At 64.6% G+C, this 1,482-nt stretch carries 2 pseudogenes; both read left to right on the plus strand.

Annotated features, from left to right (window positions below):
- Window positions 1–528 (plus strand): annotated as a pseudogene (locus ACNA7R_RS20325) (pyrrolo-quinoline quinone); the annotation flags it as partial.
- A 182-nt stretch (window positions 529–710) separates the two neighbouring features.
- Window positions 711–1,482, plus strand: a pseudogene (locus ACNA7R_RS20330) (O-antigen ligase domain-containing protein); the annotation flags it as partial.

Genomic DNA, 1,482 nt, shown 5'->3' on the forward strand with positions numbered 1-1,482 from the left:
GTCGTGGCGTTCGACCCGCTGTCGGGGACGACCCAGCGCTCGGCCCAGCTTCGAGCCGGCGACTTCGGAAACGGGCTTGCGGCGACCGACGAGGCGCTGTTTATCGAGAACAGCGGAGAAGAGGGCGTTACCAGCCTTGACGACGACACCAAAGAGCGCGAGCGGTTTATTTCCGATGCGCTGACGACTGCAGCTGTCGGCGACCGGACCGTCACCCGTGGCCGGTACGAACTCAAGATGACGGGCCCCGAGTCGGAGTGGTGTAAGAACGGCTCGCACGCGTACGGTCCGCCGGCGATCATCGACGACACGGTCGTCGTCGCCCACAGCACCCCCGGCTCGTCGAACCCCGACGAGATCGTCGGCTACTGTCTCGAGGACGGCCATGAGGAGTGGTGTTACACCTTCGACGAAACCCAGTGGACCGACGGGTTCAACGAGGAGTGTCTCGTCACCGAGGGCGCGGTCTACGTCGACCGCGACGAGGGGCTGACAGCGCTTTGCCCGCGGAGCGAGCGCTCCCAGTAGAGCGGTCCGCCGACTCCGCCAGCGAGTCCGGGCCACACCGCGATCGCCCCGAAAGCGTGTGCGGCCAACAGTGCTGTGGCGCCCGGTCTCCGTCGACGCTGCCCCGCTCGTGTCTGGAAGAGGGGGTCGCTCGTTCGGTGACCAAAGGAAACCTTTACCCAAGACTTCTGACTAGTACAATCATGGGAACGGTCACACGGAGACCAGGGACGTCGCAGGGACGCCACCGGAGCGTGAGCCGGCTCGTAGCCGGCGCGATTTATGGGTTGTTCGGGCTGTATCTGGGGCTCGTGATCGTCGCGTACGCGACCGGCCTGGTGTTGGCGTGGCAGCTCGCGGCGGTTGCCGTCCTGCTGGGGGCGGTGCTTGGCGTTCGTCTTGCCGTCAACCGCTATCGGGACTCGGAGCACCGCCAGGCTGCACTCCTGTCCGTGCTCGGCTTCGCCTTGGCCGTGTTCGCCATGATCTACCAGAGCAGTTCGCCCGGTCTCGGCCTCGGACCAAGCCGGCCGCTTGCGATCACCGTCGTCTTCGTGCTGTTTCTGTCGTTCCTGTTGGTTATGACTGCGCCCCGACGGTATACGCCGGTTCAGTGGGGTGCTATCGGCTGTTTTATGACGCTTTCGATGCTTTATTTCGTCCACACGCTCGCGTTCGACCCCTCGAGTTCGCAGTCTCGATGGCCGATCTGGGCCATGTTCATCATGGGGACGAATCTGCTGGTCATCCCACGGCTCGTTCCCGATCGGGTGTTCTTCTGGCTGCTGTCCTCGCTGGGATCACTCGTTGTCCTCCTCGGGCTGGCCACCTACGGTGTCGGGGAGTACGCCGTCTGGATCTTCGAGGTCCGCCAGTGGTCGAGTACGCCGCCGGTTCCCGGCGTCGACACGACGCTCCAGTCGGTGTTCCCGAATCCGAACGGTTTCGGGCTGCTGTCGTTCGCCGGGTTCGTCG

The sequence above is a fragment of the Natronococcus sp. genome (assembly GCF_047921035.1).
Taxonomy (GTDB): Archaea; Halobacteriota; Halobacteria; order Halobacteriales; family Natrialbaceae; genus Natronococcus.